The sequence below is a fragment of the Nitrosomonas sp. Nm33 genome (genome assembly GCF_900107265.1).
Lineage (GTDB): Bacteria > Pseudomonadota > Gammaproteobacteria > Burkholderiales > Nitrosomonadaceae > Nitrosomonas.
This window is the reverse complement of the sequence record NZ_FNPJ01000013.1, coordinates 33350-54716: the sequence shown is the minus strand read 5'-3', so window position 1 is coordinate 54716 and position 21367 is coordinate 33350. Positions and strand designations below refer to the sequence as shown.

Annotated in this window: 21 protein-coding genes and 1 tRNA gene; 14 read left to right on the top strand and 8 right to left on the bottom strand. The window is 43.4% G+C overall.

Going from position 1 to position 21367, the window contains the following annotated elements:
- Positions 1-693: 693 nt before the first annotated feature.
- A complete protein-coding gene (locus BLV54_RS04740; RefSeq protein WP_090568502.1) occupies positions 694-1872 on the bottom strand; it encodes an NAD(P)/FAD-dependent oxidoreductase in 1179 nt (392 codons plus the stop codon).
- A gap of 303 nt (positions 1873-2175) precedes the next feature.
- On the opposite strand from BLV54_RS04740, the gene BLV54_RS04735 reads away from it, so the two are divergent.
- Positions 2176-2910 carry a DUF4410 domain-containing protein gene (locus BLV54_RS04735; protein WP_090568501.1) on the top strand — a complete coding sequence of 245 codons (735 nt, stop codon included), beginning with the start codon at positions 2176-2178 and terminating at the stop codon, positions 2908-2910.
- Between the two features lie 66 nt (positions 2911-2976).
- On the opposite strand, the gene BLV54_RS15960 is transcribed toward BLV54_RS04735, so the two are convergent.
- On the bottom strand, positions 2977-3147 hold the full coding sequence (locus tag BLV54_RS15960; RefSeq protein WP_176969675.1) for a hypothetical protein: 171 nt from the start codon (positions 3145-3147) through the stop codon (positions 2977-2979).
- 23 nt (positions 3148-3170) lie between these two features.
- Complete coding sequence (locus tag BLV54_RS04730) at positions 3171-3782, bottom strand: histidine phosphatase family protein (RefSeq protein WP_090568498.1); 612 nt, start codon at positions 3780-3782, stop codon at positions 3171-3173.
- 339 nt (positions 3783-4121) lie between these two features.
- Between BLV54_RS04730 and BLV54_RS04725 the strand changes: the two genes are divergently transcribed.
- A complete protein-coding gene (locus BLV54_RS04725; protein WP_090568495.1) occupies positions 4122-4541 on the top strand; it encodes a secondary thiamine-phosphate synthase enzyme YjbQ in 420 nt (139 codons plus the stop codon).
- Between the two features lie 198 nt (positions 4542-4739).
- Here the strand turns inward: BLV54_RS04725 and BLV54_RS04720 are convergent, their stop codons facing one another.
- Positions 4740-5153, bottom strand: coding sequence for a diacylglycerol kinase family protein (locus BLV54_RS04720; protein ID WP_176969674.1), 414 nt, complete (start codon positions 5151-5153; stop codon positions 4740-4742).
- Between the two features lie 326 nt (positions 5154-5479).
- Between BLV54_RS04720 and BLV54_RS04715 the strand changes: the two genes are divergently transcribed.
- The gene (locus tag BLV54_RS04715; RefSeq protein ID WP_256329132.1) at positions 5480-7534 is read left to right on the top strand and encodes a TonB-dependent receptor family protein; all 2055 of its coding nucleotides are present in this window, start codon (positions 5480-5482) and stop codon (positions 7532-7534) included.
- Between the two features lie 40 nt (positions 7535-7574).
- Positions 7575-8705, top strand: a complete 1131-nt coding sequence (locus BLV54_RS04710) for a PQQ-dependent sugar dehydrogenase (RefSeq protein ID WP_218132311.1) — start codon at positions 7575-7577, stop codon at positions 8703-8705.
- A gap of 364 nt (positions 8706-9069) precedes the next feature.
- On the opposite strand, the gene BLV54_RS04705 is transcribed toward BLV54_RS04710, so the two are convergent.
- Positions 9070-9327, bottom strand: coding sequence for an acyl carrier protein (locus tag BLV54_RS04705; protein ID WP_090568488.1), 258 nt, complete (start codon positions 9325-9327; stop codon positions 9070-9072).
- 828 nt (positions 9328-10155) lie between these two features.
- On the opposite strand from BLV54_RS04705, the gene BLV54_RS04700 reads away from it, so the two are divergent.
- Positions 10156-11067: a class I SAM-dependent methyltransferase gene (locus BLV54_RS04700; protein ID WP_090568485.1), complete on the top strand. Its 912-nt coding sequence runs from the start codon at positions 10156-10158 to the stop codon at positions 11065-11067.
- Between the two features lie 141 nt (positions 11068-11208).
- Here the strand turns inward: BLV54_RS04700 and BLV54_RS04695 are convergent.
- A tRNA-Pro gene (locus tag BLV54_RS04695) sits at positions 11209-11285 on the bottom strand.
- Positions 11286-11371: 86 nt separating this feature from the next.
- Positions 11372-12340 carry an octaprenyl diphosphate synthase gene (gene ispB / locus BLV54_RS04690; RefSeq protein WP_090568482.1) on the bottom strand — a complete coding sequence of 323 codons (969 nt, stop codon included), beginning with the start codon at positions 12338-12340 and terminating at the stop codon, positions 11372-11374.
- Positions 12341-12486: 146 nt separating this feature from the next.
- On the opposite strand from ispB, the gene rplU reads away from it, so the two are divergent.
- The 9 genes from rplU (at position 12487) to BLV54_RS04640 (ending at position 20132) form a co-directional block, all read left to right on the top strand.
- Positions 12487-12798 carry a 50S ribosomal protein L21 gene (gene rplU / locus BLV54_RS04685; protein ID WP_090568480.1) on the top strand — a complete coding sequence of 104 codons (312 nt, stop codon included), beginning with the start codon at positions 12487-12489 and terminating at the stop codon, positions 12796-12798.
- 20 nt (positions 12799-12818) lie between these two features.
- On the top strand, positions 12819-13076 hold the full coding sequence (gene rpmA, locus BLV54_RS04680; RefSeq protein WP_090568477.1) for a 50S ribosomal protein L27: 258 nt from the start codon (positions 12819-12821) through the stop codon (positions 13074-13076).
- A gap of 132 nt (positions 13077-13208) precedes the next feature.
- Positions 13209-14237 (top strand): Obg family GTPase CgtA, encoded by a 1029-nt coding sequence (gene cgtA, locus BLV54_RS04675; protein WP_090568474.1) that lies wholly within the window; start codon positions 13209-13211, stop codon positions 14235-14237.
- Positions 14237-15358, top strand: coding sequence for a glutamate 5-kinase (gene proB / locus BLV54_RS04670; protein ID WP_090568471.1), 1122 nt, complete (start codon positions 14237-14239; stop codon positions 15356-15358). Before cgtA ends, proB begins: the two co-directional genes overlap by 1 nt.
- Before the next feature lie 41 nt (positions 15359-15399).
- The gene (gene nudF / locus BLV54_RS04665; RefSeq protein ID WP_090568468.1) at positions 15400-16005 is read left to right on the top strand and encodes an ADP-ribose diphosphatase; all 606 of its coding nucleotides are present in this window, start codon (positions 15400-15402) and stop codon (positions 16003-16005) included.
- Positions 16006-16012: 7 nt separating this feature from the next.
- Positions 16013-17413, top strand: a complete 1401-nt coding sequence (locus BLV54_RS04660; RefSeq protein WP_090568466.1) for an NfeD family protein — start codon at positions 16013-16015, stop codon at positions 17411-17413.
- Position 17414: 1 nt separating this feature from the next.
- Positions 17415-18188 (top strand): slipin family protein, encoded by a 774-nt coding sequence (locus BLV54_RS04655; RefSeq protein WP_176969673.1) that lies wholly within the window; start codon positions 17415-17417, stop codon positions 18186-18188.
- 356 nt (positions 18189-18544) lie between these two features.
- Positions 18545-19780, top strand: coding sequence for a TIGR03862 family flavoprotein (locus BLV54_RS04645; RefSeq protein ID WP_090568461.1), 1236 nt, complete (start codon positions 18545-18547; stop codon positions 19778-19780).
- 22 nt (positions 19781-19802) lie between these two features.
- The gene (locus BLV54_RS04640) at positions 19803-20132 is read left to right on the top strand and encodes a nucleotide pyrophosphohydrolase (RefSeq protein ID WP_090568458.1); all 330 of its coding nucleotides are present in this window, start codon (positions 19803-19805) and stop codon (positions 20130-20132) included.
- A gap of 24 nt (positions 20133-20156) precedes the next feature.
- Here the strand turns inward: BLV54_RS04640 and BLV54_RS04635 are convergent, their stop codons facing one another.
- Positions 20157-21296 carry a methyltransferase gene (locus tag BLV54_RS04635; RefSeq protein WP_090568455.1) on the bottom strand — a complete coding sequence of 380 codons (1140 nt, stop codon included), beginning with the start codon at positions 21294-21296 and terminating at the stop codon, positions 20157-20159.
- Positions 21297-21367: the final 71 nt, after the last annotated feature.

Below are 21367 nucleotides of genomic sequence, written 5' to 3'. Positions count from 1 at the left end.
GCGAGAAAAATACTTTCATAACCGCGTATTTGACAGCATCGATACGCTCGAGAATCATTTGGTTAGTGCATTATGTAATCTCGAAAATGCCCCGGCTTTAATCAAAAGTATAACCAGCTGGGATTGGATTATTAATGCAGTTTCTAGTGCAAATTAGAATTACGCTAGCTTGATCAGCTAAACCCCAAAGCAATCTTTTGAGTCACCAAATAATGCATGAGCAATTAAATGCCTGCAATGATCAAGAAATATCTGCATCCTCGCCGTGGATAAAGCAAATTACTCGAAGTCATTATAAAACCCATATTCAGTATTTATGATTCGAAGGGTTCCAGAGGTGTTTTAACATTAAACGCATGAGCTGCACAATCTAGCCTTATGGATTGCAGCATTTTCCATGGCAGCCGGGCACTGCGCTGAAGATTCCCAACAAGCTTATAAAATAGAACTGGTACCACTGCCTGCCGATACCATCAAAAACGTGATCAATTAGTGCACTTGATAAAAAGTTGGGTGATAGGTTGGAGGTTATCGCTAAGTTAGTAGCGAGTATTTTGTTTGTGCTATTGATAGAGGTTGTCAAATAAGGCAACCTCAAAAATCCTGGAAGGATTTCCAGGATTTTTGTTCTCTGGCGTACAAGTGCATCGATACAAGCTTTTAATCAGGCAAATGCTGGCAAAAGCGTAATAACTAATCGCTTATTCGTCCTGACAGAGTTGCATGGGTGTGCTGAGCTTTTTCAGCAATCAATTGAGTAGCAGCCTCAAGCTGACCCCATGTATTCCACAGCAGTACACCGCGTACCTGCCCATTACGCAAATAGTAGATCACGCCTTTGCGAAAGGGCTCTTTCCAGTCTTCAATGATATCAAGGCTAGCATCAAGCTCACCTATTGCTTCATATCCCAGATCAAATAGATCAGAGTAGAAATAAGGGTGATAATGATAAGGATTTGATTGACCAGCCATGTTTTTGCCAGCCATTTCCCCCATGATATTTGCATTGTCTTCATGTTCTACCCGTATTCGTTTTTCCAGGAGAGGGCTATAGAAATTCGCTACATCGCCTGCAGCATAAATATCAGGATTACTCGTGCGCAGCCATTCATCGACTAGAATGCCATTATCTACTGCAAGTCCGGCTTGTTTGGCAAGGTCAGTGTTAGGTTGAATTCCTAGTCCGGCTACGATTCCATCAGCGGCTATTTCAATACCATTTTCAGTAATCACACTTATTTTGGCGCCTTCTTTCCGAATGGCTTTAACTCTGTCGGCTGCATGGATGGTGACGTCTTTCTCTCGATAATAGCTATTCAAATATTCTGAGAGTGCTTGTGGATAAACACGCGCGCTTATACTTTTTTCAGGAAAAATCATGGTTACGTGTTTATTGTTCATTGCAAGTGCAGCAGCAATTTCTGAACCTATGAAACCACACCCGATGACAACAAAATTTGAACCTTGCTCGCATAGTTCGCGTAACTTCTGGTAATCATCTACGGTTCTATAGTAGATGATATTTGCATCTACATTGGGCAATCGTCGGACTAATCCGCCAGTGGCGAGTAAAAGTTTTTCATAGGTATAAATATTTCCGACATTATCAGTCGCGGTCTTTTTGGTCGGGTCAAGATTGACTATTTTTTTGCCTATATGGACAGCAACATCAAGGTCACGCTTGCTACGCCAGATTGATTCAAATTTCGCGCCTTTCCATAATGACTTAGTTAGCGGAGGGCGATCATAGGGCGAGTGTAATTCTTCACAGATCATGGCGATGGTACCATCTGGGTCAATTTGGCGAATACCGTGAAGAGCTGAATCGGCAGTCATCCCACCACCGACAATAAGGTATTTGTGATGTTTCATGGTAGCTCCTTTATAAGATGCACGCTAAAAACTTATCACCTCTGCTTGTCAAAGCACCTTGAAATATATTACCTCGAAAATCTCACTTATATTGGCTTTTTAATGGCTTTGGATAACTAAATCATCCATAATAGATTCGTTTCGTATCAATAAAAAGCCAGCGTACTCTTCTTTGCTTTGTATTTAATCAAATAAAGCAACGACATAGCTTGACGATATGGTTTACTGTTGGCATAGTGCTCAAAACTATGCAGCAAAGATTGGGATCTTTTTAGTTTTCAAATCAAATAGGCGAGGTTTTTGATGAAGATAATGTTTTTTAAAGATCTCATGACGCTCATAATAGCTTTGCTAGTCATTGGCTGTGTCCAGCATGCCACGCAAACGGCAAAAGAACCACCTTTTTTCAGCCAGTCTAAACCTGAAGAAGTGCTAATCTATGATTTTGCAGTTAACTTAGAGGACGTTAATCAAAATTCCGCCCTTTTTGCAAAAATCGACAGGAGGTTCATCGGGAGTGATCAAACAGCTGAACAAATTCAGATTGGGCGCGAAGTAGCTGATGCTCTGGCCGCCGAATTGATGGCAAAGATAGCCGCTATGGGTTTTAATCCAGTGCGAGCTACAACTAATAAGCCCATTGGCAAAAACGCGATTATGATTACAGGGGAATTTATCGACATCGATGAAGGTCATCGCTTGCAGCGTACTGTAATTGGTTTAGGTGCAGGCAAATCTTCGCTTAATAGTCGTGTGCGGGTTTTAGCACAGGGAGATTCTGGCATTGAGGAACTGATCGCCTTTGATGCCCATTCCGAAAGTGGCAGCATGCCTGGAGCAGCTATGTTGGGGTCGGCTGGTGTGGCAGCAGGAGCTGGTACAGCAGCAGTGGTTTCCGCCAATGTAGCACTGGGTGCTGGAAAGGCTTATAAATCGGCTTCCGTACAACAAGCAAAAGGTATGGCTGGTAAGATAGCTGTAGAACTGGCAAAGTACTTTGCGAGCCAAGGTTGGATAGATCCTACTTTGGTAGAGTAAAAAAGTGTGAAACAGCAGTATTTTTCTATCAACTTTTTTCCCCTATGGTGAAGGGTCGAGCTAAGCTCATGGCATAGGGAGCATTTTCGAAATTTTCTCATTCATCAGAATGGTGAGACCGCTACGAGGTGCATCATATGTCGCTCCAGGCGCGAATGCGGCGTTGCTCTTCGTTTCAGGGGGCAATCCTGCGGTCTTATCACGCTTTGCCCGCACCTGAATCATTACACGCTTCACTCCGTCCAACTGCGGTTTTAAGATTATTTGTTTTCAGCCCCAGATAGCTTCCCATTCAGAAACTCCAGCATTTCGCCTGTTTCTGTGTGCCGTATACGGGTAATTCCGCCATTATTGACTTTAATTCGATAGAAACCAACCGGTGGTGCATGGACTGTTCTTGCGATGACTGCACGAATTACACCTGCATGCGCAACGATGAGATAATGCTTACTTCGATAGTGCTCCACGATTTCGTCATAAGCTGAGTTGACTCGATTGATGAAATCGTCAAGGACTTCTGCACCTTGAGGTCGATGATTTACCGGGTTTCTCAGGAAGGCCTGAAACTCATCGCTTCTACCTATTTTAATTTCATCATGGCTAAGCCCTTCCCACGAACCTAATCCCACCTCTTTAAATCGAGGCTCAACAGTAACGTCTATTCCGTGACGTTCTCCCAGCGCACGCGCAAACGTCTGGCAGCGTTGTAGTGGGGAGGTGATAATCTGCTCCCATGCGTTATATTCACCAACTGCATCCCACATTTGGGACCAGCCTTTTTCGCTGAGTGGGTCGTCGATGTTGTGACCTCGATAACGATGCCCGCCAACAGGCTCGCCGTGACGAATAAAATCAATAACAGTTTCTGTCATAAGAAAAACTTTGATGGTAGTAATTTTTGATGATGTAGTTTATCTGATCGTGATGAAAAGTGACATGGTGCAATAGAATCGATCAAACCTACTAACAAATTATTCAACTGAAATTGATGTTGCCGCTGCAGTGTTAAAAACAGGCTCAAAATGCTCATTTATCAGGTATAAACTCAGCTTTTTTCGCCTGCTTTTGCCTATCATCGACTGCCTCGAATACGTTTTTTAACAACCTGTTAGATAGAGTATCGATACAATATGGAATATCGCCAGCTTAAAAAAGTCTCTGCCTGAGATTGAAAGAAGCTGCATAATTTCAAGAAATTGGATAGATATTTTATGTGGATACAAAAACAACTTTATCTTAGAGCCCGCACACGCGGCTTTCACTTGGTGACTGATGAAATATTGCAACAGCTGCCGGAATTAAGAGAGGTCAAGATAGGGATCATGAATATCTTTATTCAGCATACTTCTGCATCATTAACCCTTAATGAGAATGCAGATCCTACCGTGCGCCAGGATTTTGAAGATTTCTTCAATCATATAGTACCTGAGGATGCACCTTATTACAGGCATATGGACGAAGGAAGCGATGATCTTCCAGCACATTTAAAATCTAGTTTGTTAGGTTGCAGTTTGATCATTCCTGTCACCAATGGGCGACCCACTCTTGGCACATGGCAGGGAATCTATCTTTGCGAGCACCGGAATCACGGGGGAAGCAGAAGGCTTGTTATTACCATTAATGGTGAATAATACTATTGATAATCCTAAAAAAACTGCCTTTAGGATTATTTAAGTTCAAGGAGAACCTTGTCAGCTCTCCGCCGTATTATTTATCCTGTCTGCGGTTCACCTTCGCGTCATATTTGATTTAGATTTGATTTAGAAACGGGATAAGAGATTAAAAATAAGCATTGACAGGTTACAAAATCTGAATTGACTGAGAAATGGTTATAGGTAGACTTTAAAATAAGGCAGAAAAATAATTAAACCTATGATGACAGCGCCAATGGCGCTTATCAGTACAGCACCTGCGGCCACATCTTTGGATTTTTGAATGAATGGATGCGGAGCAGGGGAAGCAACATCGCATAAAAATTCGATGGCAGTGTTTAAAGCTTCTGAAACAAACACCGCTAAGATAGCCAAAATGACAAGACACCACTCAACAGATTCAATCTGAAAAAATAGTCCGCAGCTGATTACCAGAGTAGTTGCAAGAAGATGAATCCAGGCATTATGCTGGCTTTTTATTAATACAGCTATGCCTGCAAAAGCGTAGCTAAAGCTTTTGATTCTGGCTGCAAAGGAGAAGGTAGATATCTTGTTCAAGTTTTTCCGTACTACCCGGCTGTTGCGTGACATTGTAGCTCCATCCACCAAAGAATGATACTCGCGACTTTATTTTTGAATAGATACATGATAGTAGAATTGAAGTAGTAATCAAAAAATGACCACATAATCCGATAATGTGAGGGAAAAGCAAATGAATCTTATCTTTTGTAAAATTTTCTTTCGCCAAATTTTCAGCTTTTACAGCTAATTTTTCTAATTCCGAACAATCATTTTTTATTAAGAATTTCCGATTCTTTTAATGTTCGATTGTGATATGGGATTTTAATTATTGTATGTGCCAATTTAGGTACTACTGACTAGATATGCTAGCTTGTGGTATACACTCGAACAGCTACTTGGCGATCAATTCCATTCTGATTGGGTTTTTCATCACGCCTGTTTTAGCCCAAGCACAACAATCCAAAATACCCGAGCCTGTCATCTTTGCTCCCCTTACAGTGACTGCAACACGCACAGAAAAAAAACCTGAACAAATACCTGATGCAATTACCCGTATTGAGCGGAGTAAATATACCGATCATCAGCCTGGTGCCACGCTGGATGAGTTCGCCCATGGCACGCCCGGTGTTTTTTTTCAGAATCAATATAATTTTACGCAGGATTTGCGGATAGCCATCCGCGGCTTTGGTGCGCGCTCACCGTTTGGCGTGCGGGGCATCCAGTTGCGTGTCGATGATATTCCGCAAACCTTACCCGATGGTCAGACACAGCTCGATGCTATTGATCCGGCTTTAATCGAACGTATGGAAATTCTGCGAGGCCCATCGACCACGTTATACGGTAATGCTTCTGGCGGTATGATCAGCATTACCACTCGCTCACCACGCGAAAAGTTTGAAGTCGCGCCCCGTCTAGTTTTTGGTCAGTTCGGTTATTTGAAATCAGAGTTGTATACAGGAGGGCGGATGAGAAATTTTGACTATGGATTGTTCGGATCGTATCTCCAGCAGAAAGGCTGGCGCAATCACAGCAGCATGGAAAACCTGTTTTCCCAAGTCAAATTGAATTTCCAATCATCACCTGATTCTGACTGGATGATTTTACTGCATCAGTTTTATTCCCCTGATTCGAAAGATCCAGGTGCATTAACACTCGCCGAGGTTAATGCCAACCCGAAACAGGCAGCAGCGAATAATCAGTTATTTAATGCAAGTGAAGCCATCCGCCAGGAACAATTCGCCGTGCGCTACCGGAAAAGCCCATCCTCTAACCAGATACTGACTATTGTTGCTCATGCGTTACACCGCGATTTTCAGAATCTGCTGCCATTTAACATTGGCGGACAGGTGGAATTCGATCGCTGGACAGGAGGATTGGCAGCCCAGTTTGCGAGTGATCATACTTTGCTAAAGCGCGCTAATCGCTTGCTGGTCGGTGTCGACTATGCCATCCAGAATGACGATCGACGACGTTTCAATAACCTTTTTGGAGTGCAAGGTGCATTAAATTTTGATCAAATTGAACGCGTACAGAATGTCGGGCCGTTTTTACGCAATGAATGGAGTCTAACTGACAAATTGGATCTTGTGGCCGGTGGCCGTTGGGATTGGTTTCAATACCGGGTAAAAGATGTATTTCTTTTGGATAGCGATCAATCGGGCACCAGAACGCTCTCTCAAGCCAGTGGCACAGGGGGGCTTGTGTATCGCCTGCTGGATACCCATCAGATCTATACCAATATTGCTTCCGTATTCGAAGCGCCCACGACCACAGAACTGATCAACAATCCTGCAGGAACGGGAGGATTCAATAATAACCTTGAAGCCCAGACTTCCTTGAGCAAGGAAATCGGACTACGGGGTAACCCAGCTGGTTTTGCATATGAAGCTACATTTTTTCATATCCATACCCGCAACGAAATCACACCATTTGAATTAGCCGAGTCTCCTGGTCGCATTTTTTTTCGCAATGCGGGAAAATCACGCAGACTAGGGGTTGAAAGCCGTCTGGCAACGCCAGTATGGCAGGGATTGCAAGGTGAAATCGCCTATACCTATTCGGATTTCGAGTTTGAGCGCTTTATTGTCGATAATATCGATCTGAAAGGCAATGAATTTCCCGGTTTGCCAAAACATAGATGGGAGGGGAGGGTACGTTACACCCATCCCACTGGAATATTTGGGCAATTGCATGTTCATCGGGTAGGAGAGTTTTTTGTGAATGACATCAATACCGTCACTAACCATGCCTATACCCTGGGGCAATTGTTGTTGGGGTGGGAAAAGAAACATCGCTGGCTCGAAGGTTCGGTATTCGTCGGCATTAATAATCTGTTCGATGAGCGCTACAATGCTAATACGCGTATCAACGCCGCATTGGGTCGTTTTTTTGAACCAGGTCCGCCCCTCAATGTTTTTGGTGGGTTGCGCATCCGGATGACACCATTTTAATGCTTTATTTGTTCATACCATCTATAAGGAAGGGATGAAAATGACTCGTATCTTGCTGATAATCAAGTTGTTCGCTTTACTTACGTTGAGCAGTCTTTATTTTTATTCCACTGCACATGCTCAATCTTCCCAGGTGAAACTCAATGTACATGTTTTAGTTAAGGGGCTAAATCATCCCTGGAGCATGGCATTCCTGCCTGATGGACGAATACTTTTAACCGAGCGTATAGGGCAGCTTCGCATCGTATCGGCCGATGGCAAATTATCCGAACCCATCAAGGGTGTGCCGACCGTGTTTGCTGAGGATCAAGGCGGGTTGCTGGGTTTAGCACTTGATCCAGATTTTTCCAGAAATCATCTCGTTTATTTTTCTTATGCGGAACCACAAGCCAGTGTAGCTGGCACCGCTGTTGCCAGAGCAAAGCTGGTCGATATGGCGCTGGAAAATCTACAAGTGATCTTCCGTCAGCAGCCCAAAACAGACGGCACCAAGCATTTTGGATCTCGCCTGGTATTTGCGCTGGATGGCAATCTTTTTGTGACACTTGGTGAGCGTTTCAAATATATGGAGCAAGCTCAGCAGCTCGATAATCATCTCGGTAAGCTGGTTAGAATCCGGAGTGATGGCTCTGTGCCTTCCGACAATCCCTTTGTCAAAGATCAAAAAGCCAAACCGGAAATCTGGTCCTATGGTCATCGGAATATTCAAGGTGCCGCCATTCACCCGAGCACCGGAGAATTATGGATTCATGAGCATGGCCCGCGTGGGGGAGATGAAATCAACATTCCCAAGCCGGGCAGGAATTATGGCTGGCCACTAGCTAGTTATGGTATTCACTACTGGATGACACCCATCAAAAAGGAACATGCAGAGCAAGGGTTTGAAGAGCCGATTTATTACTGGACACCCTCCATCGCCCCTTCTGGCATGATGTTCTATAAAGGCACCATGTTCCCAGAATGGAAGGGTAATTTATTTATTGGTGCATTGGCAGGCAAGCATCTGGTCAGGTTGGTAGTCAATGAGAAGAATGTCATTAGCGAAGAAAAATTATTAAGGGATAGCGCACGTATTCGCGATGTCGCGGAAGGGCCCGATGGCGCGATTTATCTGCTGACTGATGAGGAGAATGGAAAATTGCTCAAGTTGACGCGGGCAACGGCGCAGTAAGTTCGCAGTAAGTTTTGTACCAGCTCATATATATTATTGGCCGAAGAGCGTCAATTGTTTTAACTATGCATTTGTGCACTTGAAATAAAGTATATTCCTACGATTGGATGATGGAAATTGGATGAGTTGATAGGCTCATGTCCGGCTTTGCGAAGGACTGGGGTGAAATTTCCTTGGTCTACTCACTATTAGGGTAGTGGGCATCTATTTCATTACAAAAATTTTATACTTTCATAAAAGTTTACAAAATATCCTGATTACTTGATCACAATAGTTTAATTAAAGATAGTTTATAACCAGAACAAGAACACTTTCCTTGCTCGGTTTTTTCAGACAAAAAGCTCAAAGGGAGAATTTCCTATACTCATTTCAATGAGAGCAATTTTTGTTCAACAAAGTGGGTCAGGCTGCCAAGTGTTTCAAAGGTTTTAGCGCTGATTTCATCGTCATCTATTGAAATATCATAATATTCTTCCAGTGCTGTGATGACATTGACGACTGCCATTGAGTCCAGCTCAGGGATATTTCCAAGTAAAACTGTATCTTCTCTAAGTGAATTCTTACGCTCCTCCAGATTGAGGACATCAACCAAGATATTTTTGACTTCTTCTAGATGTTGCATGATTACTCCAAAGTTGATCCTTTTTCTCGAGCAAAAAATGGTTATTTAGTTTTTGTGTTTCGAGGTGAAATTTTAGAAAAGAATTAAATAGAAAAATTTGTGAATAAAAGGAAGTAGGAAAATAATTATTATTTGTCATTTACTGACGCGAAAATATATAGCTTATCCAGTTTACAAGTTTAATTTATTTTCCTTTCTTTATCGATAAAGAAACATAAACTGTAGTAATGGAATGAACGGAGATGGATTTCTCCGCTTTGCTATTACTCGAAATTCCACCACAAATTAAAGAAAGTAATTGCGTCTGTGATACCACCCCTCTTCACTTATCACATTCCCAGTAGACCAAACAAGGGGAAACTGATTTGCCATATTTCAACATTGTTTAGAATCACGTGCTTCCAGCGTTGCAGGCGGTATGTAAGTTGTTATCAAGCGTTTTGTCAAATAGTTTCTTATTTAGAACTTCCTAAAGAAGCTTCACTGAGATATTCTTTTAGCATATTCTTTTAACCCGAATATTTAGCCAGGACACGGAATGATAGCGAGGCGGTTTGCGAGCAGATTTACGTATTCCACGCCAAGCCAATCTTCGCGGCAATTGGTGCAAAGTAGGAGTGGAAAGATGTCACAAATTTCCCGTCAGCGCGCGAAGGTCAACGATATAAATTGAATTTAAGTGAATCTAGCCGAAAGCGCTTGTTATCAGCTTTTACATCATGTTACAGGCTAGCCTGGTGAAATATCTGAGTTAAATATCGGTAAATTACGTCCGATTTACTATGCATTGTTGCAATTCAAACTTGAATCTATCAATTAAGAGATCATATGTCTAAAACTATAATTTCTCCAAATACTATCCCAGCAGAATGGGATGAAGCTGCTTATCTTTCCATCAATCCTGATGTTGCTAAAGCTGTACAACAAGGAGTATTTAGCTCCGGTTATGATCATTTTAAGCAATTTGGCGGCGACGAGAAACGAAATAATGCTTTTCGTAAACAAAATGGAAGCCAGAAATTTCATTTTGTCGAAGATTATCGAAATCTAGTGAGAAATTTGATGAAGCAGTATCCATTGGATGAGGCTATGTCGCGTGCTATCGGGGGTAACTTTGTTGCATGGGGTCAAATCGAAAAGCAATTGCTCATTCATTATGGCTTATTACCAGATCATACATTGATTGATGTAGGTTGTGGTTCGGGACGCTTGGCAAAAGCCATGATTCCTTATCTAGTAAATGGAAAATATTTAGGAACTGATGTCGTTGATGAGTTGCTTGATTACGCCAAGAAAGATAGTCCTTCCAATTGGCAATTCAAGAAAGTTGAGAACATTTCTATTCCTTATCCCAACAGTTGTGCAAATTTTTGTGTTTTTTTCTCGGTATTTACTCATTTACTTTACGAAGAAATCTACTGTTATTTACTTGAAGCTCGAAGAGTCATCAAAAAAGATGGCATGATAATTTTTTCATTCCTGGAATTTCCCCAAAATTGGGATATTTTTGAAGCTACTTACGCTAATATTCTTTTGGGTAAACCAAATGTTCATCTGAATACATTTATCGGTCGCGATGCCATCGAATGCTGGGCAAGTCGGTTAGATTTGTCAATCGTTTCAATTACTGCTGGAAATGAGCCATTTATCTTATTACCCCAGCCAATTACTCTTGAAGACGGGAGAGTAATTGAAGGATTGCAAGCATTTGGCCAGTCTGTATGTGCGCTGAAAGCTTAATCAGAGAAGCCCGGATAAGTAATTCCATTTCTAAATCAAACCTAACTTTGTCGGCTTCACCTTGCCGTATTATTTATACTGTCTGCGGCTCGCTCTTGCGTCATCTTTGATTTGGAAATGGAATAGCAGCTTATATAGGGTTGGTCGGGGTGAGAGGATTTGAACCTCCGACGCCTGCGTCCCGAACGCAGTACTCTATCAGGCTGAGCTGCACCCCGTGAATATCTTATGAATATACATTAGGCATGCTGAGTTTTATCTCAGACTTATTTTGGTGGCAACAAGGAGGATCAATTAAATTTCGTTAATGATTCCTTGTTACAGCGAAATGAGCCAATTGTAACAAACATTCCTTATAGCTGGAATCAGCCAAATTTGCGATAGCTTCTGAAGCTATTTCAGCTTCATTTTGTGCGCGTTGTTTTGCATAATCAAGAGCACCTGTTTCCTGGATAATCTCTAGAACAGTCTGGAATCCGCTTTCTCCACCTGTTCTAATGGCTTCGCGTATGATATTTGCTTGTTTATCAGAACCGTTGCGCATGGCATAAATGAGGGGAAGTGTTGGTTTACCCTCTGCAAGATCATCACCAAGATTCTTGCCAGTATCCTGATAATCGCCTGAATAATCAAGCAGGTCATCGATCAATTGGAATGCTGTACCCAGGTGCATTCCGTAAACTGCTAAAGCCTCTTCCTCAGGTTGAGTGGCGTTGCCAATGATTGCCCCAATACGAGCAGCAGCCTCAAAAAGCTTAGCGGTTTTAAAGCGAATAACACGTAGATAATTCTCTTCTTCTACATCAGGATCTCTACAATTGAGTAATTGTAGGACCTCACCTTCGGCTATGATATTAGTGGCATCAGATAGTACTTGCATAATGCGCATATTGTTTACTTCTACCATCATCTGGAAGGAGCGCGAATAAAGAAAATCTCCCACTAATACACTGGCAGCATTACCAAATAAAGCATTTGCGGTAGCTCTATTTCGCCGTAACTGTGACTCGTCTACTACATCATCATGTAGCAGTGTTGCTGTATGAATGAATTCGACTATTGCAGCTAGATTATGGTGATGCTGCCCGGAATAGCCAAAGATACCAGCAGATAAAATAACCAGTGCTGGGCGCAGTCGTTTGCCTCCATTATGAATGATGTATTCACCTATTTGATGAATAAGTGCGACCTGAGAATGAAGCTTTTGTCGAATCACAGCATCAACAGCGCTCATGTCTTGAGCAATAAAGCTCCTAATACGTTCGATTGGCACAACAACCCCTTGAAGAAATAACTATAGTAGAAATGTCCCGGCTTAAGTGTCAAGCTAGATGGTGTAAATAGATATTAAATATTTGCCACACAAGATGTTCGTAGAATTGTATAATTTTAGAATATATGAAAGAGGATGAATAGGATATGTATGCTGTAATAAAAACGGGCGGAAAACAATATCGTGTTGAAGTCGGTAATAAATTAAAAATAGAACAGATTGTAGCGGAAGCTGGCAGTAATTTAGTAATTGATCAAGTTTTGATGGTTTCTGAAGGCGAGAGTGTATCAATTGGAAAACCATTTCTTGATAGTGCAAAGGTCAGCGCTACTGTTGTAGGACACGGGCGGCATGATAAAATACGCATCTTTAAGATGCGCCGCCGCAAGCACTATCAGAAGCATCAAGGACATCGACAAAATTATACCGAAATCCAGATAACTGGTATTTCAGCGTAAATAAAGAAGTGAGGAATTAAATGGCACATAAAAAAGCTGGTGGTAGTTCGCGAAATGGACGCGATTCACATTCCAAACGTCTAGGGATAAAAAGTTTTGGAGGAGAATTGATTAAGGCTGGGAGTATTATTGTTCGTCAACGTGGCACTCAGTTTCATCCTGGAGAAAATGTTGGCATTGGTAAGGACCATACCTTATATGCAAAAATTGAAGGTAAGGTTATATTTGGTGTAAAAAGTGCACTTAATCGCAAAACAGTATCAATTATACCTGTTTAAACTCGTTAAATTCTCAAAAGCCCCATTCAATATGATGGGGCTTTTTTTATTTGTGAGGCTACCGCTAAATACAATGCCTGCTTATTTTTGTACCTTGAACTGATTTCAGGTTGAGACAATTGAGACAAGTTTATGAAATTCATTGATGAAGCAAAGATCGAAGTATTTGCAGGTGATGGGGGCAATGGTATAGCTAGTTTTCGTCGGGAAAAATTTATTCCTAAGGGTGGGCCAGATGGTGGTGATGGTGGCCGTGGTGGTAGTATTTACGCGATTGCCGATCATAATATTAATACTCTGGTTGAATATCGCTTTACACCTTTATTTCGTGCTAAAAAAGGTGAAAATGGGCGCGGTTCAGACTGTTATGGTAAGAGCGCAGACGATATTATTTTGCGTATGCCTGTAGGAACGATCATTACCAATATAGCTACTGGTGAAATCGTAGCAGATCTGCAACATCATCAACAAAAAGTACTTTTGGCTAAAGGTGGAACAGGAGGATTAGGTAATATTCATTTCAAATCCAGTACCAACCGCGCACCAAGGCAATTTACCCATGGTGAACCTGGAGAAGCTTTTGAGCTAAAGCTAGAGCTCAAGGTGCTAGCAGATATTGGCCTTCTGGGTATGCCGAATGCTGGAAAATCAACCCTGATTCGCGCAGTATCAGCAGCGCGCCCCAAGGTAGCGGATTATCCTTTTACTACGCTCCATCCCAATCTAGGTGTAGTCCGGGTAGATCAAGACCGAAGTTTTGTCATGGCAGATATTCCCGGCTTAGTAGAAGGTGCTGCAGAAGGGGTAGGGCTTGGTCATCGGTTCCTGAAACACTTGGCAAGAACGCGTTTATTACTTCACGTTATCGACATTGCGCCTTTAGATGAGCAGATAAACCCAGTTCATGAAGCTAAGGCGCTTATCGAAGAACTCAGAAAATATGATGAAACACTTTATCAGAAACCTCGTTGGTTAGTGCTGAATAAAATTGATATGCTGCCTGATTCGGAGCGTGATGCGTTATGTAATAAATTTATTCGTGATTTTGAGTGGGAAGGTAAGTGGTTTGGGGTTTCAGCATTGACAGGTGAAGGTTGTAATGCATTGATATATGCCATTATGAATTATCTCGAACAAGAATTAGCAGTGACTACTGAATAATGAGCCAATCAATATTGAAACAAGCTCGTCGTATCGTTATCAAGGTTGGGAGCAGTCTTGTCACCAATCAGGGTCAGGGGCTTGATCATGATGCACTCGCCTGCTGGGCTGCTCAGATCTCTCACCTCAAAGATATGGGGAAAGAAATTATATTGGTTTCTTCAGGTGCCATAGCTGAAGGCATGCAGCGGTTGGGCTGGAAAAAACGTCCGACCGCATTGTATGAATTGCAAGCTGCTGCAGCCATTGGACAAATGGGGCTGGCACAAGCGTACGCAGCCTGTTTTGGTCGCTATAAGTTACTTACGGCTCAGGTATTGCTTACGCATGATGATTTATCCGACCGCAGGCGTTACCTGAATGCCCGTTCAACACTCACTACTTTATTGAAACTTAATATCATACCAATCATCAATGAAAATGATACGGTTGCAATTGATGAAATACGTTTTGGTGACAACGATACTTTGGCTGCCCTAGTTACCAATCTCACTGAAGCCGATGTACTCGTTATACTTACTGATCAAGCTGGATTATTTACCAGTGATCCGCGTAAAAATATGGATGCCAAATTAGTCCAGGAAGCCAATGCTGGTGATCCAGAAATAGCAGCTATGGCGGGAGGGGCTGGCAGCGAAATTGGACGGGGTGGAATGCAAAGTAAAGTTATTGCAGCAAAGCGTGCAGCGAGAAGCGGAGCGCATACCCTTATCGCTTCGGGGAGAGAGACTAACGTACTTGTTCGTCTAGCGCAAGGTGAGGCAATTGGTACCCTTTTATTAGCCACCATGCCGATGCTCATTGCACGAAAGCAATGGCTAGCTGACCATTTACAGGTTCGGGGAAGTGTAATCCTTGATTCGGGTGCCATGAAAGCACTTGTCACGGAAGGAAAAAGCTTATTACCGATCGGTGTGATAGATGTCAGAGGTGGCTTCGAGCGAGGAGAAGCAGTGGCTTGTTTGGATCAAGAAGGGAATGAAATTGCGCGTGGTCTGATTAATTATAGCGCCAAGGAAACTCAAAAAATCATGCGGCGACCGAGCCATGAAATTCAGTCTATTCTCGGCTATGTGGATGAATCTGAGCTCATTCATAGAAATAATTTAGTACTACTGTGAATAGAGATCTAATTCAATAATTTTATCGACGAGGAAGGGGTATGACAGAAGCGGGAGTAGAAATTATACGAAAAGAACTGTGCTTCCAAGGTTTCTTTCGTATGGAGCGATACACCTTGCGCCATCGTCTGTTCAGTGGCAGCTGGAGTCAACCCATTATTCGTGAGTTGTTGGAGCGTGGCCATGCTGCCGCGGTTCTTCCCTATGATCCAGCAAGGGATCAAGTGGTGTTGATTGAGCAATTCCGAGTGGGTGCGATGCCCATATGCAGTGGACCATGGCTGATGGAGATTGTAGCCGGCATCATCGAAGCGAATGAGTCTGCAGAAGAGGTTGTGAGAAGGGAAGCGGTAGAAGAAGCTGGTTGCGATATCCATGAACTTGTTCCTCTTTATGATTATCTGGTCAGTCCAGGTGGAACAACAGAACGCATCGCTTTATTTTGTGGTAAGGTCGACTCTACGCATGTAGATGGGATCTATGGCAAAATGGAAGAAGGGGAAGATATCAAAGTCCATGTGATGACTGTAGATAAGGCCCTATCTTTATTAGCTTCAGGAAAAATTATTGCAGCCAGCGCGATCATAGCATTGCAATGGCTGGCTCTCAATCGGGAGCACCTTCGTAAAATCTGGTTAAGTGGGTGATAATCCAATGTGTCCTGAGAGAAAAGTTGAGCAGGTTTTTTTTCGATTGAAAATCAAACTCAGCATTATCCTGCTGCTTTTCTCATATGGATTGTGCCCGCTGATAGTACAGGCTGGTAGCACAGCATTATGGTTGGATATTGAGGGTGCCATTGGTCCAGCTAGTCATGATTATATCAAACGCGGTCTTGCTAGTGTGGCAACATACAATGCTCAGCTTGTCATCATTCGGCTAAACACACCCGGTGGTCTGGATGCCTCAATGCGCGAGATCATTCAGGAAATCATTGCTTCTCCCGTTCCTGTTGTCAGCTATGTTGCACCAAGTGGGGCTCGTGCATCCAGTGCGGGTACCTATATTCTTTATGCAAGCCATATTGCTGCCATGGCACCCGCTACTACCTTGGGTGCAGCTACACCTGTGAAAGTAGGCGATTTTTCAGATGCTCCCGATTCATCTGATAAAAAATCACAAAATAATCAGCATGAACAAGCCAATACGCAAGATCCCACGACGAAAAAAATCATTAATGATGCAGTTGCCTATATCCGTGGTCTTGCCCAGATGCGTGGACGGAACGCTGAATGGGCAGAAAAAGCGGTACGTGAGGCTGCCAGCTTAACAGCTAATGAAGCGCTGGCCGAAGGTGTGATTGATTTGATCGCGGTGGATATTCCTGATTTGCTGAGCAAGATTGATGGACGCACAATCAACATACAAGGGCAAGAAATAACATTATCAACTCAAGGAATCAATATCCAGCATCTTGAACAGGATTGGCGCACACGATTGCTGGCAATTATCACGGATCCCAATATTGCTTATATTTTGTTGCTGATTGGTTTCTATGGATTGATATTAGAGTTTGCTCATCCAGGCACACTTATACCCGGGGTGGTGGGTGCAGTTTGTTTATTACTCGCGTTATTTGCATTCCAAGTATTACCTGTCAATTATGCCGGACTTGCGCTCATTTTTCTTGGTATCGTATTTATGCTGGCTGAAATGTTTGTGCCCAGTTTTGGTGCGCTTGGAATTGGCGGTATGATCGCTTTTGCCATGGGTTCTATCATGTTGCTTGATATGGATATACCCGGCTATGGTATTTCCATTCCACTAATTGCTACGGTTACTTTAATGACTGCAGGATTTTTTCTAGTGGTGGTGAGTATGGCGATAAAAGCCAGAAAACGCCCTATCGTGAGCGGCAGAGAAGAACTGATAGGTGATATCGGAGAAGTGGTCGATGATTTCGACCATGAAGGATGGATCAGGGTGCATGGGGAATTGTGGCGAGCAAAAACCAGTACACCATTACGTCGTGGACAGAAAGTCCATGTGACTGCAATGAAAGGTCTGACACTGGGAGTAGAAACCTATAATCAGGATAATTCAAAGGAGAATTAGCATGGATATAGATATGGTATCAACGATTACATTGACTCTCGGATTTATTGTTTTCTTTCTGGCTAGTGCTTTTAAGGTTTTGCGTGAATATGAACGGGGTGTCGTGTTTTTATTGGGGCGATTCTGGAAGGTTAAAGGACCAGGCTTGGTTATTGTTATCCCGGTTATTCAGGTCATGGTACGAGTTGATTTACGTACTGTTGTCATGGATGTACCCACTCAGGACGTGATATCGCGCGACAATGTCTCGGTAAAAGTAAATGCAGTTTTATATTTTCGAGTTATTGATCCACAAAGAGCTATTATTCAGGTGGAGAATTACAATACTGCAACCAGTCAGTTAGCCCAGACTACTTTACGTTCTGTGCTTGGTCAGCATGAATTGGATGAGATGCTGGCAAGTCGAGAAAAACTCAACAATGATATCCAGAGAATTCTGGACGAACAAACCGGAGCTTGGGGCATCAAGGTTGCCAATGTTGAATTAAAACACGTTGATCTCGATGAAAGTATGATTAGGGCGATTGCCAGGCAAGCAGAAGCAGAACGTGAGCGACGAGCAAAAGTGATCCATGCTGAAGGTGAATTACAAGCATCGCAACGCCTATTGGAAGCTGCGCAGGTTCTTGCGCGACAACCTGAGGCACTGCTGCTTCGTTATTTGCAAACGCTTACCGAAATTGCTGGTGAGAAGAGTTCCACGATCGTTTTTCCATTACCCATGGAGATGATGACAACCCTTCAGAAAATGGCGGAAAAACAGAGAGAAAAATAACCAATAAGGTTTAAAAGTTTGGATTTAATTTGACGTATTCAAAAATAGAATTGAATAAGCACTGGCAATCAGCATCATTGAAATGGCCGCTTCGTGCCAAAAAGATCCAATTTCAACTGCTCCATGAACGGCTGATCAACTTCGGAAAGTGGTCAATCTGATGATAATGAAAAGCATTGTGCAATGCGCTGATGAAATTCTCGAATTTGCCAAATCTTATTTGGGACAATTTGTTCACAGCCTGTGAATTGGAGACCTTTGCAAAATCAGACTCAGTTTTATCAAAAATATCATCAGTTCGCTCCAATGATAAAGAATGATTGGCAATTTAATTCTTTTTTGGTATTTTAACTACCATGTCTACAATTGCCATTGTCGGTGGCGGGCCCGCGGGATTAATGGCTGCGGAAGTGTTAAGTCAACCAGGCTTAGAAGTTCACCTTTATGATGCAATGCCTTCAGTCGGGCGCAAATTTTTATTGGCAGGAATAGGTGGTTTGAATCTGACTCATGCTGAACCTTTTAACGACTTTGTTTTGCGTTACGGCAGTAGACAGCCAGAAATAGAATCGTTACTGAATCATTTCACGCCACAAATGGTAAGGGACTGGGCACGTGATTTGGGCATTGAAACTTTTGTGGGTTCATCACGACGCGTATTTCCGCTAGAAATGAAAGCTGCTCCTTTATTAAGAGCCTGGTTACGCCGTTTGCGATCTGCCGGTGTAACTTTTCATACCCGCCATCGTTGGTGCGGTTGGGAGGCAAATCAAGCATTAAAGTTTTCAACGCCAGACGGTGAAATATTAGTTCATGCTGATGCTGTGATTTTAGCGTTAGGCGGTGGTAGTTGGGCAAAATTAGGCTCCGACGGAGCATGGTTGCCATTATTGGCAGAACAAAGTGTAGTTATCGCCCCATTACAGCCTGCCAATTGTGGTTTTCAAGTACTGTGGAGTGAGTATTTTCGTGGCCGCTTTGCCGCGCTGCCGTTGAAATCGGTGATACTATCTTTTACGGATGCTACCGGGAAAAGTTATCAAAAACTGGGAGAATTAATGATCACCGTGACTGGTATTGAAGGCAGTTTGATTTATGCCTTATCCGCGCCGTTACGTGACACGATTAATGCTTGTGGTTCGGTGACTGTTTATCTTGATCTTGTCCCTGATAAGAACTTGCCCCGTTTGGTCAAAGAGTTAGCAAAACCGCGCGGTTCCAAGTCTATGGCTAATCATTTGCGTAGTCGGATTGGTATTGAGGGAGCGAAAGCAGGGCTGTTGCGAGAATATTTGTCTGCTACAGAATTTGCTAATCCAGAACTGCTGGCTGCTGCGATTAAAACTATGCCGATGAAACTAATTGCTACCCGCCCGATAGATGAAGCGATTAGTACCGCAGGCGGAGTTTGTTTTGAATCTCTGGATGCTCAATTAATGCTGAAAACTATGTCGGGTGTATTTTGCGCAGGAGAGATGCTTGACTGGGAAGCTCCAACCGGTGGTTATTTACTTACCGCTGCTTTGGCCAGTGGTCGTGCAGCAGGATTGGGTGCTTTAGCCTGGCTGCAAACTGGAAAAAACTTTCATTAGTCACAGTTAAGACCTACCTCTAGTGAACAACATTGAAGAAATTATCCAAGCATTAGTTGAGTTTCGTGATGAGCGGGACTGGGCGCAATTTCATAATCCGAAAGATCTCGCCTTGGCGCTGAATATTGAGGCTGGCGAGCTTCTGGAAGCATTTCTTTGGAAACCTTCTGAGCAAGCAGACATCGACAAAGTGAAGGAAGAGCTTGCCGATGTCTTCGCATTTGCTTTTCTGCTGGCTGAAAAATACGATTTTAATGTTAAACAAATCATGCTGGAGAAGATTGAAAAGAATGCGCTGAAGTATCCTGTTGCAAAATCCAAAGGGACCGCAAAAAAATACACGGATTTATAGGCACTCTGCGTTCCAGCTCAATGGTCATTTTGCTGTTAACCGCCATAATGAGGTGAGTTCTGCTGCACGAGCAGCGTGCAGCGGGTCACTGGTATCCGCGACGCGTTTATGGTATGGCTTGACATCTGATTTACTCAGAACCTTCAGGCCCGCCGCGTCAATGGCAGCAAGTAATTCAGCACGAGTGCGCAACCCAAGGTGTTCGGCAAAATCGGAGAGAATCAGCCAACCCTCGCCTTCGGGTGCCAGATGTAGGCTGAGTCCATGCAAAAATCCCCACAGCATTCGACTTTCCGGGTCGAATATCGCATGTTCAAGCGGTGAGCTGGGCCGCGCGGGAATCCACGGCGGATTGCATACGATCAGCGATGCTTGTCCTTCCGGAAAGAGGTTTGTTTGCACCAGATCAACTTGGGTTACTATGCCCAGGTGGGTCAAATTTTCGCGCGCGCAGTTAATGGCACGTACATCCAGATCAGTCGCGACAATGCGCTGGAAGCCCCGACGCGCCAGCACGGCGGCCAGTATGCCTGTTCCGGTACCGATATCGAACGCGACAGACTGTGCCGTGACTTGCCTGGGTAAGGGGGTGTTTATGACCAAATCTACGTACTCGCTTCGAATGGGTGCAAACACACCGTAATGCGGATGAATACGGCCACCCAGTGCTGGCAACGCTATGCCCTTTTTACGCCACTCAAAGGCTCCGATCAGTCCCTGTAATTCACAAAGTGATGCGATATAAGCTTCTGTCCGCGGCCCATGCGCTTCAAGACATTCCAAGCGTACATCGGGCGCGCGGCGTAAAGGGATGCTGTGATCTGCATTGAAAGGAATCAGTAGGCTGCCCAAAATGCGGGCACGTTGTGATTGAGTCTGGCGGTACCGATGAAAGAGTTCGGTAGGTGACGAGGTTGTTTTGTGTGCGAGTCGTTTTTTATCTATTCGCCTTGCCAATGCCTGCAGTAATTGGCGTGCGTTTTGAAAATCACCCTTCCACAGTAGTGCTGTTCCTTCGCAGACCAAGCGGTAAGCAACATCTGCAGTCATGCGATCATCGATGACCAGCACGCGCCTGGGCGCAGGCATCCCCTTTTCTGAATACCAGCGAGCTGATCTTTCAATGCCAGCTTCGTTCCAGCTAATGAGAGAATAATCGCTCATGGTGATAGACGAGTTAGTCGCGATTGGGTAGGAGGGACTAAGGAATAGTCATATAAATGCATGACGGGATT

Excerpts from the sequence above, each read along its gene's own strand:
- BLV54_RS04740 (WP_090568502.1), bottom strand. The coding sequence starts at position 1,872 with ATGAAACATCACAAATACCTTATTGTCGGTGGTGGGATGACTGCCGAT.
- BLV54_RS04735 (WP_090568501.1), top strand. The coding sequence starts at position 2,176 with ATGAAGATAATGTTTTTTAAAGATCTCATGACGCTCATAATAGCTTTG.
- BLV54_RS04730 (WP_090568498.1), bottom strand. The coding sequence starts at position 3,782 with ATGACAGAAACTGTTATTGATTTTATTCGTCACGGCGAGCCTGTTGGC.
- BLV54_RS04725 (WP_090568495.1), top strand. The coding sequence starts at position 4,122 with ATGTGGATACAAAAACAACTTTATCTTAGAGCCCGCACACGCGGCTTT.
- BLV54_RS04720 (WP_176969674.1), bottom strand. The coding sequence starts at position 5,153 with ATGTCACGCAACAGCCGGGTAGTACGGAAAAACTTGAACAAGATATCT.
- BLV54_RS04710 (WP_218132311.1), top strand. The coding sequence starts at position 7,575 with ATGACTCGTATCTTGCTGATAATCAAGTTGTTCGCTTTACTTACGTTG.
- BLV54_RS04705 (WP_090568488.1), bottom strand. The coding sequence starts at position 9,327 with ATGCAACATCTAGAAGAAGTCAAAAATATCTTGGTTGATGTCCTCAAT.
- BLV54_RS04700 (WP_090568485.1), top strand. The coding sequence starts at position 10,156 with ATGTCTAAAACTATAATTTCTCCAAATACTATCCCAGCAGAATGGGAT.
- rplU (WP_090568480.1), top strand. The coding sequence starts at position 12,487 with ATGTATGCTGTAATAAAAACGGGCGGAAAACAATATCGTGTTGAAGTC.
- rpmA (WP_090568477.1), top strand. The coding sequence starts at position 12,819 with ATGGCACATAAAAAAGCTGGTGGTAGTTCGCGAAATGGACGCGATTCA.
- cgtA (WP_090568474.1), top strand. The coding sequence starts at position 13,209 with ATGAAATTCATTGATGAAGCAAAGATCGAAGTATTTGCAGGTGATGGG.
- proB (WP_090568471.1), top strand. The coding sequence starts at position 14,237 with ATGAGCCAATCAATATTGAAACAAGCTCGTCGTATCGTTATCAAGGTT.
- nudF (WP_090568468.1), top strand. The coding sequence starts at position 15,400 with ATGACAGAAGCGGGAGTAGAAATTATACGAAAAGAACTGTGCTTCCAA.
- BLV54_RS04660 (WP_090568466.1), top strand. The coding sequence starts at position 16,013 with ATGTGTCCTGAGAGAAAAGTTGAGCAGGTTTTTTTTCGATTGAAAATC.
- BLV54_RS04655 (WP_176969673.1), top strand. The coding sequence starts at position 17,415 with ATGGATATAGATATGGTATCAACGATTACATTGACTCTCGGATTTATT.
- BLV54_RS04645 (WP_090568461.1), top strand. The coding sequence starts at position 18,545 with ATGTCTACAATTGCCATTGTCGGTGGCGGGCCCGCGGGATTAATGGCT.
- BLV54_RS04635 (WP_090568455.1), bottom strand. The coding sequence starts at position 21,296 with ATGAGCGATTATTCTCTCATTAGCTGGAACGAAGCTGGCATTGAAAGA.